Consider the following 16,391-nt stretch of genomic DNA (forward strand, 5'->3'; position numbering starts at 1 on the left):
CATTAGAACAAGCGTACGACAAATTCAGGCGCAGGGCAGCGCCCGCAGCACATGGGAGATGTGGTGCGAGGTGCTCCACGCGATCCAGCTCGCCGAGCTGCCGGCGCCCCGGGCGGTCCGCGCCCGCCGGGCGATCTCGGCGTCACCCCAGGAGAACCGGGCGCCGGTGGACGGCCACTGCGGCGAGCTGACCAGGGTCCGGCACAGGTCGTGGCAGCGGTCGTCGCTGCGGCCGCCCCGGCGCGCCCATCGGTAGATCCACCACTCCTGCTCGGAGGTGTACCGCAGGGTCGGCAGCTGCCGGTGATGCTGCACGCCGTAACGCCGGACGGGCGACGTGACGCCGTGGTCCGCGTACCCGACGCCGGGTTCGCCGAGGCGTGCCCAGACCCGGGCGTCGAGCCGCCCGACCGGGACCGGGCGGTCGGTGGGCAGGTCATCGAGGTTCGGCGGCATCGCGCCGGAGGCCACGCTGACCGAGCGCCACGCCGAGCCGCGAGCCCAGCGCAGCACCCGCCGGGCCCGCTCCTCGACCATGTCGGCGTGCGACAGGCAGGCCGTCTCGGCGAGGTCGATCAACAGGTCGACCTGCCGCGGGTCGAGCCCGGAGGCTTCCAGAACGCGCTCGGCGACGGCGTTCGCCTCGGTCGGATTGCCGGCGTCGGCGTGCGGCTGGAGGCGCAGCACGGCCCGCTGCCGATGCATCCGGGCCGCCGCGCCGTGAGCAGCGAGCCGTTCATCGCTCTCGTGCGGGCGCATCACCGGGACCAGACCGAGATCCATTTCGGCCAGCCTCCCGGCCAGCGTCAGCAGTAGCTCCGGCGGCCCAGGGACCTTCCCGAGATCAAGAGCGACCACTTGGGTACGCGGCCGCAGCTCCCGCAACAACGGAAGGATCCCCTCGACCGACTCCAGCTCCACGATCGGCGTGAGCCGCGCCGCCTCCTCGGCCGACAGGTGGGCCAGCGCGGTCAGCTCGCCGCGCCGGGGGCGCAGGATCGGCTGGTAGTCGGCATAGAGATCCATGAATCCACGGTAACCTTATTGACGGTTACCATAGTGTTACGCTCTGTATAAATGCGCGAGCATCGATTGGTTCGCCTCCCAGCCGTCCGGAAACTTCACCGGGACGTTCAGGTGCACCGGCTCGGTGGACGGGTGCGCGTCCAGCAGTTCCGCGATGCCGGCCCGGGCCACCACGACACAGGCATGCCGATGCCGGGAGGTCAGCACGCACAACCGGCCGGACTCCAGGTGGAACGCGGTGGCGTCGCGCCGGCCGGAGAGCGGGTGCAGGACCACGGTCAGGTCGTACTCCCGCCCCTGCAGCCGGTTCGCCGTGTCGACGGTGACCTCGGCGGCCTCCGGCGGCAGCAGCGAGCGGATCACCGCCACCTGGTCGCGGTGCGCGGCGCCGATGGCGATCCGGTCCGCCGTGAGCGGTCCGGTCCCGGACTCCGAGGAGGCGACCCCCTGCCGGGTCAAGGCCCGTGCGGCCAGCTCGGCGCACGCGGCGGCAGCTTCCGCATCGGTACGCACGGTGAAGCGGGCCGGAAGCTCGTGCAGCCCCCAGCCGGTCGCCGCCGCCGTGTCCAGAACCTCGTCGAGCGGGCCCTGCGCGGGCTGACCGAACACCAGCGAGCGATCACCCGGACCGGTGCCCGACCGGAACCCGGTGAACGGGTAGAACGCCTCGGCCACCACCGGCGCCGCCGACGCGGGCAGCCGCCAGGAGACCGGCAGGCGATGCACCGGAAGCTCCGGGTTGTGGCGCAGCAGCACGGCGACCGCGCTCTGCATCGGGTCCCAGGAGAGGCCGACCCACCGGTCCACCTCGACCGTCGAGAACGGATCGAGCTGACCGGGATCACCGACGAACAGCGCCCGCGCAAATCGGGGAGCGACACGCAGCAGCGCGTCAGAGCGCATTTGGTACGCCTCGTCGACGATCGCCCACGCCCAGGTTCCCTCGGTGACCGTGGCCCATTTCGCCGCCGTGCCGATGGTGACCGCGGGCGAGCCCAGGTCCGTCACCTTCGGGGCGACCCGGCAGCTCGGATGAGCCCTGACCCGGGCCGACGCCTCGTAGTCGACCGCCGACAGCCGGCCGACCGAGACCTCCGGCGAGCGGGTGCCGAGCCGGTCGATCAGGTCGTCCACCTGTTCGTTGGTCTGCGCCACGATCATCAGTGGCTCGCCGGTGGCGGCCAGTTCGCCGGCTGCGCGTACCACCAGTGTCGACTTGCCGGCGCCGGGCGGCGAGTCCACCACCACGCCGCGGTGGTGGCCGGACCGCAGGTCGCTCAGCACCGCCGCGATCACGGCGGCGGCCTCCTCGGCCGGTGACAGGCTTTCTGCCGGGGACAGGCCGCTTGCCGGTGACGCGCTCAGACTCACTCCGGCACGTTAGCGTGGGCGCTGCCTCGGATGGGTACGCTGCCCGGCATCATGGACAGGAGTGAATGGGACTGGCCGGCGGTGAAACTGTCGGCGCTCCGGCTCGGTCGCCGGCTGGGCGTGCTCGTGCCCGCCTCGCAGCCGAACCGGTGGTCGTTCGTGCACATCGTGCCCAGCTCGGAGCCGGCCGACAAGGCCGCCCTGCGCACCGGGCGGGCGCGCAGCGACGACGCACGCAGCTTCCGGGTCACCCACTGGGAGTTCGAGGCCGACCGGCTTGAGGGGTACGACCACGACCTCGGTGCCGTCCGAATCCGGAACGCCGAAGCGGCCGACGAAGCGGCGCTCCTGGCCGTCCTGCGCGAATGGCGGCTGCGGCCGGACGGTTTCGAGCACTCCTGGGACACCGTCGGCCCGTGATATGTGAACGGTTCAGCCTGTGGCTGTTCACTTTCGGTTGTTCGACCGTGAGAAGCGCTTCCGTTTCCGGCGGGTAATTCTTCGCCGACCCGCCCGGCCCAGGCGTGAGGTGGGCAGAGGCGCTTGCCGTGCTTTGTCGGAAACGTTTACCGATTCGCGCTTTCTCGGTTCAGCGTCCATTCCAGAAATGGTTTTCCCCTAGCCGGGAAATGCGTATTGCGGTTTGGCCGCGCGTCCCCACGCCTGTTCCCCGCGCCCGTTCCCTGGCCCGCGCAGTTCGGCCGGTGGCATTTGTCCAGGCCTCTGTGCCTTGCTCCCGTCCTACTCCTGGTTGATCTGACGGGAATCCGACACTTGCTTCGTCGTGCTCCATCTGGCGATCTTGTGTCCCCTCGGGGCCAAGGCGGAGTAGATCGGCTTGCAACCACTTGCAGGAGGTGGCGGAACGTCCGAGATCGCCCGATAGGCGCTCCCTGAAATGATCATGAATATGCCCCTCGGTGCAGGTGGGGGAGCATTTGATCAAGATTGGGGGAGTGGTGTTTGCGTACCCGTCATCGACCGGAAATAACTCTCGTCTTGAATATTGAGTGCGGGCGAATAGCGAAGCCAGCCTGCAACTTGCGCATGCGGTTCGCTTGCGCAAGTTGCAGGTTTCGTCGCTCCCCGACTGCTCGCTCCAACGTCGTGGCAGCCTGTTGGTCGACATGCGCGAGTTCATTCACGGTTGTTTTTATGATCTCGTTGCGACCCCTTCCAGTCGATCATCGGAAGTGCAACTCTTCTAGCCAGCAGTGACGTCAGTAACACGGACGGTGGTGGTGGGGAATGCGCCCAGACGTTCTCGTCGGTCCGAGTGAATGGCTCATCGAGCAGTTTGGTGATCAGATCGCCGACGAGCTCTGGACCCGGGTACCCGAGGCTTTGAGCACCGCGATCGACCGCGAGGTGCACGCGCACCCGGCGATGACACAGACGGTGGAGCGTGTGCTCGCGAACCCGCGCTGGGCGTTGCCCTATGAGGAACTGGTCCTCTTCCTGGGCACACTCCCGGGCGCGGAGATCATTGCGGTGCCCCGCTCGGTGTACCAGCTTGTTTTGATCAATGGGCACGTCGTGGTGCCGTGGTGTTATGGACAGTCCGCGCGGATCTCGATGCGCGACGCCGAGGTCGGCCGCTCCTTCGGCCGCCTCGCCCGTGAGTTGCTCCGCCGGTTCGGCCCGCCGTGGCGCCGTTCACCGGTCGAGGCCCCGCTTCCGCTCGACGCCGTCGACGAGCGCGAAGTGGCCAAGATCTGCGCGGCGATCGCCCAGATGGCGACAAAACCCGAGGTCGTGATCGCCGGTTTCGCCGGCGCGCCCAATCTCGGCCTGCTCCGCGCCTGCCTGGGCGAGGTCAAGTCCACTGACAACGGCACCCTCAACTGGAGCCACCTGGACGACCTGCCCCTCCCGCCGCCGGTGATCCCGCGCCCGAGGCGCATGCAGTTCCCCTGACAACTTTTGGTAACTCCACCCATCAACGGCCACCTCAGGCAGCCGCCGCCGAGGTGGCCGTTGATCGTCCCGTCGTTCCAGGGCCGCTTTCTTCCTGAGGCCTCATTCGGGCGAGCTGTTGCGGCAGGATGGCCGGATGCCGTCATTCGTGGTCACCGGCGGAGGCCGAGGAATCGGCCGATCTTCCGCGACGCCACCCTGCACGAGTCACCCACCGAGGTGTCCACCCTGATCCGCCAAAACCTCGACCCGGTCCTGACCGGCTGCGCGACAGCGATACGCCACTTCCTCACCGCGGCCGAGGTTGATGGCTCGATCGTCAACATCTCGTCACATCAGGCGAGCCGTGCGGTGCGAGGCGCCCTTCCGTACGCGACCGCGAAGGCAGCCATCGAAGGCCTGACCCGAGCGCTGGCCGTCGATTACGGCCCGTCAGGGGTACGCACGAACGCCCTGGCCCTGGGCTCGATCACCACCGACCGATCCGAATCCCACCTGGCGGCCCTCTCCGAACCCGGTCGTGACCACTTTCACCAGGAGATCCGCCTGCTCCACCCGCTCGGCAGAATGGGCCACCCGTCCGAGGTGGCCGAGGCGGTGGCCTTCCTCCTCTCCACCGCGGCCTCCTTCATAAACGGCGCCACAATCCCGGTGGACGGCGGCCGGTCAGCTCAGGGCCGAGACCCCGAGGAAACCTGACCCCGTGCGAAGGCTGCGTCAGCCTGCCATCAGGTAAGCCGTTGAGAACGACTCGCGCCGGGCCCTCATATCCGCATATGTCGTGACGAGAAATGCGGTGCCCACCACGCCGAGGGCGATGCCGTAAACGGTGGCCACCCGGGCGATCGAGGCGCCGAAGTCGGCGTGGAAGAGCTGGAAGCAGCGGCCGATGCCGGCGCCGCGCTGTACCAGGGCCGGCTTCCACATCCGAGGCATCGATCCAAGATCAGTGCGCGCCACCATAGCGGGTGCCGAGGCACGCAGCAGCCCCGCGAAGATCACCACAACAGGCCCTAGAATCCCTGGGATGGCCGAGCAGCGGGAGTCACCCACGACGATCCGGGATCGGGCCGTGGCTGTCGCCGACTACCTGCTCGCGGTCCGGGCGCAGATGGAGCGGCCGTCGCGGACCCTTCCGTCCGACGCGCACTGGCTGAATGACCTGCCCGAGCACCCGGACTGCCGGACCGGCCCGGGCGCCGACGGCACGTCCTGGTTGCGCGTCGGCCGCCCCGAGCTCCCAGCGCCGCCCGCGGTTCCGGCCGCCCTGCGTCGCCGCCTGCGCGGCGAGGTAACCGCGGCAACCGAACCCGAAACAAAAGAAACAAGCGAAACCAAAGCAACAGGCGAGACAAAAGAAGCTAAAGAGACAGAAGAGCCGGACGACTTCGAGGCCTGGCGTGACGCGACCTGGCGGCCCTGGTCGCTTGCCACCGCTGCCGCCGAGCAGACCCGCGAACTCCATCGCCGCCTCTTCGACCAGATGCACCAGCTCGACATGGCCACCGCCACCACCGAACTGGTCTGGGGCCACGGCATCCTGGAGACCACGATCGACGGCAGCCGGGTGCGGTACCCACTGGTCGCCACCCCGGTCCTGATCGAGTACGACCCCGACCAAGCTCTGATCAGCGTCTCCCCGGCCGGCCCGTCCCGGCTGCAGGTCGAGGCGCTGACCGGCCTCGACGAGCGGTACCTCAACCAGCTGACAAACCTGGCCGGCCCGGGCGGCACCCTCGAAGTCGACCTCTGGAACGACTTCGAGCGCCGCGAATTCTTCGAACGAGCGCTGACCAGGCTGGGCTTCGACCGAACAATCATAGAAAATGGTGAGAAGACCCAGAAAGACGGCATCCGCGACGTCGCCGTCCTCTTCGCGCGCCCCCGCCAGCGCCACCTCCGCGCCTTCCTGGAAAACCTGCGGGACCGGCTCACCAGCGGCGACTTCGGCGCGGTGGGTTCGCTCGCCGCGATCGTGGCGCACGAGCCGAGCCGCCTGGAGATGCCCGACGACCAGCCGGAGACCTGGGAACGCGTGGGTGAGCGCCTGCTCATGCCGCTGCCGACGAACGAGGCTCAGGAGTCGATCGCCCGCCGCCTCGCGCACCACCGGAACGTCGCCGTGCAGGGCCCGCCCGGCACCGGCAAGACGCACACGATCCGCAACCTGATCTGCCATCTGATGGCGAACGGCAAGCGGGTCCTGGTGGTCGCGCAGAAAGAGGAACCGCTGCGGGTTCTCCGCGACGGCCTCCCGGAGGAAGTGCAGGCGCTCTGCCTCGCGGTTCTCGGGCGTACCACCGATCAGCTGGTACAGCTGCAACTCGCCGCGCGGGAGCTGTCCGACCGGGCGGCGACGCTGGACAAGGAGGCCGAGGCGCGCCGGGTGGATCGGCTCACCCGCTCGCTGGAGGAGGCGGAACGTGAGCTCGCCAGCGCGACAGCCGGCCTGCGGCTGATCGCCGAGAGTGAAGCGGCCACGTACCAGATCGGTGGGGTTGCTCTGCTCCCCGCCGAGGTGGGCGCGTGGTTACGGGAGCGTGCCGCCGCGCATGGCGGCATCCCGGATCCGCTGACCGGTCCGCCGCCGCTGACCATCGAGGAATTCGCGACGATGCTCAAGCTGGCGGCCCGGCTCACGGCCGAGGACCGCGCGGCCGCGATGCGTCCGTCGCCGGAGATCCAGGACCTGCCGGATGCCGCCGCTGTCGCGGCGTCCCGGCAGCGATGCGACGAGATCGAAGCGGCCCTCTCCCGCTTGGTGGACCAAGGCCTCGACATCGCGAGGGTACGCACGGAGCAGCGCGACGGCATGACCGAACTGCTCGCCGAGTTGAGGGATGCCCTGGCCTGGCTGCGGCGGCGCGAGGGAACCTGGACCGACCGGCTGGGCCGGCTGCTCGACGATCCGCACTGGCGCAGGCTCTGGAACGACCAGGTGGTCACCACCGAAGCTCTCTTCGCCGAGCTTGCCACGCTGGCCCGGGAGGTGACCGGCCACCGGATCGCGGTGCCGGACCCGATCCTGGCCGAGCCGAAACTGCTGCTGACCCGGCTGGGTGAGATCCGGCAGCGGTTCGAGGCGGGCCGCGGACTGAACAGGCTGCTCCAGGCCGGGCTGTACCGGCTGGCCGACGAGATCCGGGTGGACGGCGAACCAGTCCGCACGGTCGCCGACATCGACCTGGTGATCGCCGGGGTCCGCCGGTCGCAGGCTCGTCAGCGGCTCGGTGACTCGTGGGCGGAGTGGGTGGAGCGGCTGTCGGTGCCGGCTCCGGCGACAGGCTGGGGCGACCCGGAGATCTGGGCGGGAACACTGCTCGCCGAGGCGAACCAGTCGCTCGACTTCGACCTGAACCGGTGGCCTCCGCTCGAGGAACGCATCGCTTTACTCGTACCCCAGAAGGAGCTTGCGCTCGACGCAGCGTGCCTGGCGGACGTGGCCGGGATGCTGGAGAGCGCGGCCGGGGTTTTCGCCCTGGAAAGGGCGCAAGCGCAAGCGCGCGCCGTGGCGGAGCGGGTGGCGCCCTGGCCGGAGCTGGCCGAGGCGTGGAAGACCTTGGAGGGGTGGGACGAGGCGGTCGCCGAGGTGCGGCGGCTGGTGTTGCTGCAGCCGGACGTGTTGCGGTTCCACGCGGCGCACGACCGGCTCACCTCGTCGGCGCCGGAGTGGGCGGCCCGGATCGCGAGCGGGGAGCATCCGGTCGTCTCCGGCCAGGCGTGCCTGGAGGCGTGGGAGTGGCGGCGTGCGCAGACCTGGTTCGACGGTGTGGTCGGTGACGTGGATCCGGCGATGCTGGCCCGCCGGGTGGAACGGGCTCGCGCGAAGATCCGGCGGCTGACCGGTGAGCTGGTGGTCGGCTCGGCGTGGCTTGAGGTGGCTCGCGCGCTGGACGACCGCCGCCGCGCCGCGCTGGCGGACTGGACGACGGCCCTTCGCAAGATCGGCAAGGGCACCGGCCGGGGCGCCGCGGCCTGGCAGGCGCACGCGCAGCGGGCGATGGAGTCCGCGGTGAGCGCGGTGCCGGTCTGGGTCATGTCGGTGGACCGGGCGATCGAGCAGTTCGCCGGTGGCGCCAAGTTCGACGTGGTGATCGTCGACGAGGCCTCGCAGGCGGACCTGTTCGCGCTGCCAGTGCTCTCGCTCGCCGAACGGGCCGTGGTGGTCGGCGACGATCAGCAGATCGGGCCGCAGCTCGGCTTCGTCGGCGCGGTCTCCGGCCTGATCCAGCGGCACCTGGACGGTGTGCCGTCGGCCGAGCACTTCGACCCGGAGTCGTCGCTCTACGACCACGCGGTCCGCCGCTCGCCGGAGCGGATCCTGCTGACCGAGCACTTCCGCTGCGTGCCGCAGATCATCGAGTTCTCGTCGCGGCACTACTACGACAACAAGATCATGCCGCTGCGGGCCGACCGCCCGGTGCTGCCGCCGATCCAGACGGTCTTCTGCGAGACCGGCGTACGCCAGTCGCTGGCTGGTTTCGGCGACGTCAACCTGGAGGAGTCGACAGCCCTGACCGAGCGGATCACCAAGATCGTGGCGGACCCGCGGTATGACGGGAAGACGCTCGGCGTGATCAGCCTGTTGAGCAGCAGTGGGCAGGCCGGGCACCTGATCGCGTCGCTGCGGGAGGCGATCGGCGAGGACGAGATCCAGGCCCGGCGGCTGCGGGTGGGTGACGCGTACACGTTCCAGGGCGACGAGCGTGACGTCATGCTCGTCTCGATGGTGGTGTCCGAAAATGATCCGCGGGTGGCGGCCTTCACGAAGCGCGATTACCACCGGCGGATCAACGTGGCGGCGTCCCGCGCCCGGGACCAGCTCTGGATCTTCCACTCGGTACGGCCGTCCGCTCTCGCCGCCGACGACGCCCGGGGACTGCTCCTGTCGTACGCGCTGAACCTGCCGACCGAGGCCGCTGCTGCCGACCTGGCCGCCCGCTGCGAGAGCGACTTCGAACGTGACGTGCTCAAGCTGCTGGTGGCCCGGGGTTTCCGGCCGATACCGCAGTTCCGGATCGGCGGTTACCGGATCGACTTCGTGCTGAACGCGCCGGACGGCAGGCGGCTCGCGATCGAGTGCGACGGGGACGCGTACCACGGCCCGGAGCGCTGGGAGAGCGACATGCGCCGGCAGTCGGTGCTCGAACGGGTCGGCAACTGCGTGTTCGTGCGGATCCGGGGGAGTGTTTTCGCACGGGAGCCGGAGGCGGCGATGCGGCCGCTCTGGCAGCGGATCGAGGAGCTGGAAATCCCCTCGATTACCTAACGCACTCTTGGCCGGACGCTGAGTGCATGTGGACGGTCAACTCCGGGTAGGAGAATGCGGAAGGTTTCGTGACAGATACAAGCAGTGACTTTCTGTCATGAAGTGGAGGCGGCATTTAGGCGGAATTGTGGTGCGACGCGGTCGTCCGTTCGGTTGTTTCGCTGCTCTGGATGGGCGATAATTCCCTGCTCATGACCCTGCTGGCGAAACCGTCAAAACTTTGACGCTTGCGTCCACTGTTACTACAGCCCGGTCACGGGTCGTAATAGGTGAGGGGTCTTGGCTTGCTGGGGGGAACAGCGTTGCGCAAGGGGGGAGGTGTCGGCGGATGACCGTGCCCGAAGAACGGGAACGCTGGTCGCCGGCGTCCCCGACAGCGTTGCCCGAGCCCGCGCTGCCCGAGCCACGGCAGTCCGCGGAGGATCGGGCGGCCTGGTTCACCTACACCGCGACCGGTGACCAGATCGTCTGGTCGGCCGCACTCTCCGCAATGCTCGGCCGACCACCCGCCGAGAAGGAGATGACCCGCCAGATCCTGGCTCGTTACGTGCACCGCGACGACCACGCGAAAGCGCTCGGAGCCATCACCGGGTCGTGGACCAGCCGGAACACCGTGCACACGACGGTCCGGTTGATGCGTACCGACGGCGGCTGGTTCGACGTCGACTGCCGGCTCGAGCCGATGATGAGTTCCGACGGCACCGTCCGGGGCATCCGCGGCACCGTCCTTGACGTCTCCGCCCGGGAACGCGCCCGCCGGGAGAACGCCCGGCTCACCCGCCGCGGTGAGACCGTGCAGGCATCGCTCGTCGAACCGGATCCGGGCACCGGGCTGCTCACCAGGGCCAGGTTCGCCGACGAGATCGACCGCGCGCTGCGCGGCGCGGCCGGCGCGGTGCTCGTGCTGCGCGTCCAGGTCGACGGCGAGGGCGCCGAGGGGGTACGCCCGGAGCACAACGCCGAGCTGCTCCGAGGCGCCGCCCGGCTGCTGGAGGACCAGGTAAGGCCGGAGCACCTGCTCGGCCGCGTCGGACCGACCGAGATCGGCGTGCTGCTCGCCGGAGCCGGCTGGAACGCGGCACACGAACACGCCCGGCAACTGGTCGACGCGCTGCGGGCGTTCCGCCTGGAGCAGGACTGCCTGACCGTCGGCGCCTGGGGTGGCCTGGTCCGGTTCGAGCGGGATGCCGAAGCGGGTAGCCACGGCCTGCTGATCGACGCCGAGCAGGCCTGGCGCCAGTCCCGCGAGCTCGGCCGCCCGCTCACCCTGGTGGCCCACCCGGTTCCGGTACGCGACCGGCAGGGCTCGTACCGCAGCCGGGTCGCCGACGCGCTCGGCACCGACCGGTTCACGCTCTATTCGCAGCCGATCCTGGAACTCCAGTCGAACAAGGTGACCCGGCACGAACTGCTGCTGCGGGTGATCGACGAGGCGGACGGCCCGCAGTCGCCGATCCAGGTGCTGGACACCGCCGAGCGGCTCGACGCGATCTTCGACATCGACCTCTGGGTGGTGGAGCGGGCCATGCGGCTCGCCGCCGACGAGCCAGGCCTCTGCCTCCAGGTCAACCTCTCCGGCCGTTCGGTCGGCGACCCGCGGCTCACCACCGAGGTGGAGAAACTGCTGGAGCGGTACCGGGTCGACCCGGCGCAGCTCACCTTCGAGATCACCGAAACCGCGCTGATCGGCAACCTGAGCGAGGCGCGCCGCTTCGCCGACCGGGTTCGTGACCTCGGCTGCGGGCTGGCCCTCGACGACTTCGGCTCCGGGTACGCGTCCTTCCGCTACCTACGGATCTTCCCGATCGACCTCGTCAAGATCGACGGCGAATACGTCGTCGATCTGGTCGACAACCCACAGGACCAGGTCCTGGTCCGCGCGCTGGTCCAGGTCTGCCAGGCGTACGGAATACACACCGTCGCCGAGTTCGTGCAGGACGAGCCGACCCTGCGGATGCTGCGTGAGCTGGGCGTCGATTACGTGCAGGGTTATCTGATCGGTCGTCCGTCACCTGTTTCGCCGCTCCGATTGCGCGGCGCCTGACGGGGGTAACGTGCGGTGCATGGAGCACTTCACGATTGCCACCGTCGCGGAAAAGAGTCCCGACTTCCGCCGCGTCCTGTGGACCGGCAAGCACACCCAGCTCGTGGTCATGACGATCCCGCCGGGCGGCGAGATCGGCGAGGAGATCCACGAGGTCGACCAGATCCTCACGTTCGTGAGCGGGGTCGGCAAGGCCGTCATCTCCGGCGAGACCCGCAACGTCGCCCAGGGTGACCTGGTCGTGGTGCCGGCCGGCCGCAAGCACAACTTCACCAACGAGGGCCCGAACCCGCTGGTCCTCTACACGGTTTACGGCCCGCCGGAACACGCGGACGGCGCTGTGCACAAGACAAAGGAAGAGGCGGACGCGGCCGAAGAGGCCGGAAAGGACGAGCCGCCGTCGGCGTGAGCCCGCGGTCCTGGTGATCTGCGGTCCTGGCGATCCGTTAAACGACGCCGGAACCGGCCGAGGCCCCCCAGCCAGCCGGTTCCGGCGTCGTGTCGGGGTGAAAGTCCCTGCACAGACTACCGGTCCAGGTTCACGTAAGTCGATCGAATCGACTGACGATATATGGATCTTGGCGGATGTCTGCTGCCCGGCTTCGCCCGGGCCGCTCGATCAGCATTAACCTGCCAGCATGACTGAGCCCATCGACGGCGGGCCTCGCTGGCTGTCCGACGAGCAGCAGCACACCTGGCGCCAGCTGGTCGAGGTGCTCGTCAAGATGCCGGCCGCGCTCGAAGCTCAGCTGCAGCGCGACGCCGGGCTGACCCACATGGCGTACCTGGTCCTGGTGACCCTCTCCGAGCGCCCGGACCGCCGGCTCGCCATGAGCAAGCTGGCGCAGCGGGCCTGCGCCTCACTGTCCCGGCTGTCCCACGTGGTGGCCCGGCTGGAGGAGAAGGGCTGGATCCGCCGGGAACGCGACGCCGCCGACGGCCGGGTGCAGATCGCGGTGCTCACCGACGAGGGCTGGGCCAAGGTCGTGGCAACCGCGCCGGGCCACGCCGAGGCCGTCCAGCAGCTGGTCTTCGACAGGCTCACCGCGGCACAGGCCCGCCAGCTGACCCGGGTGGCCGAGGCGCTGCTGGAGCAGCCGCTCGAAGTCCGCGACCCGGAATCCTGAGCGGCGCCTGACCGGCGCCTGGCTGTTGCCTCTCCTTGCTCGACATTTCGGAAATGTCGGAAAATCGCCGTCGCTAGGCGCGGGCGTATGCCGGGGCTGAGCGGTCGGCCAGCAGGTCCAGGCTGAGGGCTGCGGTTCGCTCGTCCGACGACGGGCCGATGCCCTCACCGGTGTCCGGGTCGTAGCCGGCGTGATGGCCGTTCGCGTTGACCAAGCCGGTCGTGGCGGCGCGCAGCTGTTCCGCCTCCGCCCGGCGGCCGTGCACCAGCAGGCCGCGGCACAGCAGCCAGTTCAGATCGATGCGGATCGGCCCGCGCCGGGTGCCGTCGTTCTCCGGTACCGGCAGCCCGGTCCGTACCGGCAGCCCGAACCGCTCGGACGCCATCTCGTCGAGGATCGCCTCGGCCAGTTCGCCGGGCAGATCCGGGAGCAGCAGCGGCAGTAGCCCACCGGCGGTGTGCGCCGGCCCGGCCTCGCCGGTGCGTGCGTCCCGGGACCGGAACGTGCGGGTCGCCGGATCCCAGAGCCGCCGGACCATCGCGGCCGTCACGGCCTGCGCCCGGTCGCGGTGCCGGTCAGCGTCGGAGGGCCGGCCCAGCGCCCCGGCGATCTGGGCCAGGGCGAGATCGGCGGCGCCGAGGATCGCGTCGAAGCCGGGGTTCGCCACCTCGTCGGTGAGGAACTCCTGCTGAGCGGAGAGGCGAGGGTAGAGCCAGTCGAGCTCGGCGAGGGCATGACGAAGCATGGACGCACCGTGCCCTGCCGACCGCCGGTGTACCTCCCACGCCGCCACGGCGTGCAGCGGTGGTGACACGGGCCGGGCCGGGCGTTGGGCGTACCCGGGAATGAAGGTCTGGTGAGGCACCTGGCCGTCGGGTCGCTGGGCCTCGAAGAGGCCTCGGAGTGAGCTCCAGGCGCGCGCCGGATCGGTGTAGGCGAAACCGATCGAAGTGACCGCGATGTCCCAGCTCGTGCGGGCTGGGCGATTCGCGCGGCCGGTGTCGAGCACCCAGGTCGCGGACTTCCAGAGTTCGGCGGAGACGTCGGCGTGCATGGTGATGACGGCCCTTCCCTGTGTTGTCCGGTGGAAACCTTGTGATCGGCAGGAGATGGCCGGATCTGAAGGGTTAATCCGCCCGGATGTTCAGCCAGAGACGGCTGCGGCGGCCCGGCAGGTAGGGCGAATCCAGCCGCTTCGCCACCACTGAGGGCAAGCCCTGCGCGCGTGCGGCTTCCAGCGCGAACTCGCCGCCGCCCGCGAAGAACGGCGGGGTCTGCCAGTGATCGCCGGCCAGGGTCAGGCCGTCGAGAAGCTCGCGGCGTTCGGCGTACCGAACAAGCTCCATCGTGGAGTGACCCTCCAGCCAGAGCAGGTCGTACACCAGGAATTGCGCAGGCGTGCGCTCCGCCGCGCGCCGTGCCGCGGCAGGGTCTTTCGGCGCTCTGCGCCGAGCCAGAAGATCAGGCGAGGGTCGCGCGCCGTCGAACGTGACGATCTCGCCGTCGAGCACGACCTCGACCGGCGCGAGCGCCGGACCCAAAGGCCGGATCTCCGGGAACCACGAGGTCACGTCGACGCCGTCGGCGTCGATCAGCCGAGACCTTCCACCATTGATGTACGCCGAGACACGGTGACCGCCCCAGCCCATCTCGTATCCCCAGTCGGCGTCGTCGGCCGGGAGTCCGGTGGTTCTCGTTGCGAGCATCGGCGGGACTGATTCGGGCATCGACTCCCAGCCCGGTTCGGGCGGGTCCATCCGGCGAACCATCCAGTCGCGTCCATCGGTCTGGAAAAAGACGTAGCGTCCGCGGGTGCGCTCGCCATCGAAGGTCACACCGATCTCGTCGTCACGCCACTTGTCGATCTCGTAGGTGCCGTGGTCGTGGATGGTCATCCGGCCGCCGCCGTATTCGCCGGCCGGGATCACACCGGCGAAATCGAGGTATTCGAGCGGGTGGTCCTCGGTGTGTTTGGCCAGGTTGTTGCGGGCCTGGTCGCGGGGGAGCCCACGGGGAACGGCGAAGGAGACCAGCACGCCGTCGTGTTCGAGGCGGACGTCCCAGTGCAGGCTGCGGGCGTGGTGCTGCTGGATGACGAAGCGTCGCTGTTGCGTGTCCTGGGTTTTCCCTGCCGGAACGGGCTCCGGGGTGCGCCGTGCGTCCCGCTTGCTGCGGTACTCGTCGAGGCGGTCCGTCATGAGTTGATTGTCTGCCCGCGCGAATCGATAAATACACCGGTGTAACTCGGCCGAGGGGCGTGTTCACAGGCGGAAGGGTGAGTCCACATGCACACGAGCGGGATGGTGCGAACAAATCGGACTCGATGTTGATCGCGGGTGTTCCCCCGCGACGATGGCGGGGGGTAGTGTCTTGGCTCCGACGCGTATCCATCGACAAGAAAGCGTTGGTGCGATGACCTTGCGCATCCTCGTGGTGGGCGCCGGCATTGCCGGCCTGGCTGCGGCGCGGGGGCTACGCGTCGCCGGCTTCCGGCCGGAGGTGGTGGAGGCTCTGCCGGCCACCGTCGTGCCCGGTGCCGGCATCTATCTACCGGGCAACGCGTCGCGTGCGTTGCGGCTGCTCGGACTCGATGTCCCGCTGCGTCCGCTCGGCGATCTGATCTTCCGTCAGGTCTTCCTGGACTCCCGCGGCCGCCAGCTCTTCGAGATGGACGTCGCGGCTCTCTGGGCCGGTGTCGGCGAGTCCCGGGCGCTGTCCCGGGCCGACCTCCAGCAGGTTCTGCTCACCGGTGTCGGCGGCGAGGTGCGTTTCGAGACCGAGGTCACCGGGCTGGAAATCGTCGACGGCGCCGCGAAGGTCGAGTTCTCAACCGGCGCCGTCTCCGAGTACGACCTGGTCATCGGTGCCGACGGCCGCCGCTCAACGATCCGGGAAAAAGTCGGTCTCGGTGGGCCGGCCGTCCCGACCGGGCAGATCGTCTACCGCTCGGTGGTCAGCGGCGGTCCGCCGCTCACCGACTGGACCGCGGTGCTCGGGCGGCGTGCGTCGTTCGTTGCGATGCCGATGGGCGGCCGCAAGATCTATTGCTACGCCGACGAGACCGCGCCGGACAGCCCGAACCCGGACGATCCCCGTGCCCGGCTGATCGAGCTGTTCGGCTCGTTCGGCGGCCCGGTCGCGGCCATCCTGGACAAGGTGGAGAAAGTGCAGGTGGCGCGGACCGACGAGGTCGTGCTGCCGAGCTGGTCCAAAGGCCCGGTCGTGCTGCTCGGTGATGCCGCGCACGCCACCGCGCCGACGCTGGCCCAGGGTGCGGCGATGTCGTTCGAGGACGGATACGTGCTCGGCCAGGAACTCCGCGCCAGTGTTGACGACATCCCCGCTGCCCTGCGCAATTACGAGGATCGGCGCCGGCCGCGGTGCGCCGAGGTGCGCGAGCGGACCAGGGAACGCGACAGGACGCGTGACGTGCCGCCCACGCTGCGCGACCCGATGTTGCGGCGGCGCGGGCTTCGTATCTTCACCGACCACTATCGCGAGCTGGTGTCTCCGGTTTAGAGGGTCGAGGTTTTTCTCAGGGGCGGGGTGCTGTCCATCGGGGGCGGTTGGGTCACCCCGCGCCAGCCGAAGGTCATCAGGGGGACTATTCTGCCCACGGGATACGCCCGGATCTTCA

At 69.4% G+C, this 16,391-nt stretch carries 13 protein-coding genes; 8 read left to right on the plus strand and 5 right to left on the minus strand.

All coding sequences use genetic code 11. The annotated features are described in order from the left end of the window. Positions 1-24: 24 nt before the first annotated feature. Entirely contained in the window at positions 25-1,026 is a 1,002-nt protein-coding gene (locus ACQP2E_RS04550; protein WP_433828617.1) for a beta family protein, read from the minus strand. A gap of 36 nt (positions 1,027-1,062) precedes the next feature. Continuing rightward, positions 1,063-2,391: an AAA family ATPase gene (locus ACQP2E_RS04555; protein WP_433833766.1), complete on the minus strand. Its 1,329-nt coding sequence runs from the start codon at positions 2,389-2,391 to the stop codon at positions 1,063-1,065. Between the two features lie 57 nt (positions 2,392-2,448). On the opposite strand from ACQP2E_RS04555, the gene ACQP2E_RS04560 reads away from it, so the two are divergent. The 3 genes from ACQP2E_RS04560 to ACQP2E_RS04570 all read left to right on the plus strand — a co-directional run bounded on the left by ACQP2E_RS04560 (position 2,449) and on the right by ACQP2E_RS04570 (position 5,013). After that, positions 2,449-2,817: a hypothetical protein gene (locus tag ACQP2E_RS04560; protein WP_433828618.1), complete on the plus strand. Its 369-nt coding sequence runs from the start codon at positions 2,449-2,451 to the stop codon at positions 2,815-2,817. Positions 2,818-3,645: 828 nt separating this feature from the next. Beyond that, a complete protein-coding gene (locus ACQP2E_RS04565) occupies positions 3,646-4,314 on the plus strand; it encodes a hypothetical protein (protein ID WP_433828619.1) in 669 nt (222 codons plus the stop codon). 219 nt (positions 4,315-4,533) lie between these two features. Further along, a complete protein-coding gene (locus tag ACQP2E_RS04570) occupies positions 4,534-5,013 on the plus strand; it encodes an SDR family NAD(P)-dependent oxidoreductase (RefSeq protein WP_433828620.1) in 480 nt (159 codons plus the stop codon). An 18-nt stretch (positions 5,014-5,031) separates the two neighbouring features. Here the strand turns inward: ACQP2E_RS04570 and ACQP2E_RS04575 are convergent, their stop codons facing one another. Continuing rightward, a complete protein-coding gene (locus tag ACQP2E_RS04575; RefSeq protein WP_433828621.1) occupies positions 5,032-5,250 on the minus strand; it encodes a hypothetical protein in 219 nt (72 codons plus the stop codon). Between the two features lie 91 nt (positions 5,251-5,341). Here ACQP2E_RS04575 and ACQP2E_RS04580 point away from each other — a divergent pair, with 91 nt between their 5' ends. The 4 genes from ACQP2E_RS04580 (at position 5,342) to ACQP2E_RS04595 (ending at position 12,754) form a co-directional block, all read left to right on the plus strand. After that, positions 5,342-9,583, plus strand: coding sequence for an AAA domain-containing protein (locus ACQP2E_RS04580; protein WP_433828622.1), 4,242 nt, complete (start codon positions 5,342-5,344; stop codon positions 9,581-9,583). Positions 9,584-9,911: 328 nt separating this feature from the next. After that, positions 9,912-11,627: a sensor domain-containing phosphodiesterase gene (locus ACQP2E_RS04585; protein WP_433828623.1), complete on the plus strand. Its 1,716-nt coding sequence runs from the start codon at positions 9,912-9,914 to the stop codon at positions 11,625-11,627. Between the two features lie 19 nt (positions 11,628-11,646). Next, positions 11,647-12,036 (plus strand): cupin domain-containing protein, encoded by a 390-nt coding sequence (locus ACQP2E_RS04590; RefSeq protein ID WP_433828624.1) that lies wholly within the window; start codon positions 11,647-11,649, stop codon positions 12,034-12,036. Between the two features lie 229 nt (positions 12,037-12,265). Further along, positions 12,266-12,754, plus strand: a complete 489-nt coding sequence (locus ACQP2E_RS04595; protein ID WP_433828625.1) for a MarR family winged helix-turn-helix transcriptional regulator — start codon at positions 12,266-12,268, stop codon at positions 12,752-12,754. A gap of 73 nt (positions 12,755-12,827) precedes the next feature. Here ACQP2E_RS04595 and ACQP2E_RS04600 read toward each other — a convergent pair whose 3' ends face one another. Further along, entirely contained in the window at positions 12,828-13,808 is a 981-nt protein-coding gene (locus tag ACQP2E_RS04600) for an MGH1-like glycoside hydrolase domain-containing protein (RefSeq protein WP_433828626.1), read from the minus strand. 73 nt (positions 13,809-13,881) lie between these two features. After that, positions 13,882-14,952: a DNA polymerase ligase N-terminal domain-containing protein gene (locus ACQP2E_RS04605; protein ID WP_433828627.1), complete on the minus strand. Its 1,071-nt coding sequence runs from the start codon at positions 14,950-14,952 to the stop codon at positions 13,882-13,884. A gap of 214 nt (positions 14,953-15,166) precedes the next feature. Between ACQP2E_RS04605 and ACQP2E_RS04610 the strand changes: the two genes are divergently transcribed. After that, positions 15,167-16,273: an FAD-dependent monooxygenase gene (locus tag ACQP2E_RS04610; RefSeq protein ID WP_433828628.1), complete on the plus strand. Its 1,107-nt coding sequence runs from the start codon at positions 15,167-15,169 to the stop codon at positions 16,271-16,273. The last annotated feature ends 118 nt before the right edge of the window (positions 16,274-16,391 follow it).

This window comes from Actinoplanes sp. CA-015351, assembly GCF_050955685.1.
Lineage (GTDB): Bacteria > Actinomycetota > Actinomycetes > Mycobacteriales > Micromonosporaceae > Actinoplanes.